Here is a 592-nt window from a genome sequence, read left to right on the forward strand (position 1 = left end):
GCCTCGATTGCACCAAGATCCAGCTCACCCTGCGGCGCGTTCTGCCAAGCGAACATCACCTGGAACAGTGGCGCATGCGCCAAGCTGCGTGGGTGGCGTACTAACTCCACCACTTGCTCGAACGGGATGTCCTGATGCGCCTGCGCTTGCAGTGCGCGCTCCTTCACTGACGCCAGCAGTTGCGCCAGACAGCGTCGGCGAGCCAGACAATTCCACCCGCAACGCCAGCGTGTTGACGAAGAACCCGATCAACCCTTCGGTTTCGGAGCGACCACGATTGGCCACCGGACTGCCGATCACTACATCGTCCTGCCCGGACAGACGCGATAGCAGCAACGCCCAACGGACTGCCGATCACTACATCGTCCTGCCCGGACAGACGCGATAGCAGCAACGCCCAACTCGCCAGGAGGGTCATATATAGCGTCAGGCCATGGCGCTGGCTCAGCGCCTTCAACGCCTGTGCCTGCTGCGGATCGACGATGACCTCCAACATCGCGCCGGCATGGTCCTGCTGAGGCGGACGCGGACGATCCGTTGGCAGCTCCAGCAACACCGGCGCATCCGATAGCGTCTTGCGCCAGTAGCTCGC

At 63.0% G+C, this 592-nt stretch carries 1 protein-coding gene and 2 pseudogenes; all 3 read right to left on the reverse strand.

What is annotated here, in order from left to right; all coding sequences use genetic code 11:
• On the reverse strand, positions 1-167 hold a 167-nt coding region (locus tag XANALMUS060_RS22925), incomplete at its 3' end, for a condensation domain-containing protein (protein ID WP_304413362.1).
• 40 nt (positions 168-207) lie between these two features.
• Positions 208-300, reverse strand: a pseudogene (locus XANALMUS060_RS22930) (hypothetical protein); the annotation flags it as partial.
• 100 nt (positions 301-400) lie between these two features.
• Positions 401-556 (reverse strand): annotated as a pseudogene (locus tag XANALMUS060_RS22935) (hypothetical protein); the annotation flags it as partial.
• Between the last annotated feature and the right edge of the window lie 36 nt (positions 557-592).

It is taken from the genome of Xanthomonas sp. MUS 060 (assembly GCF_000963215.1).
In the GTDB taxonomy this organism is placed as follows: Bacteria; Pseudomonadota; Gammaproteobacteria; order Xanthomonadales; family Xanthomonadaceae; genus Xanthomonas_A.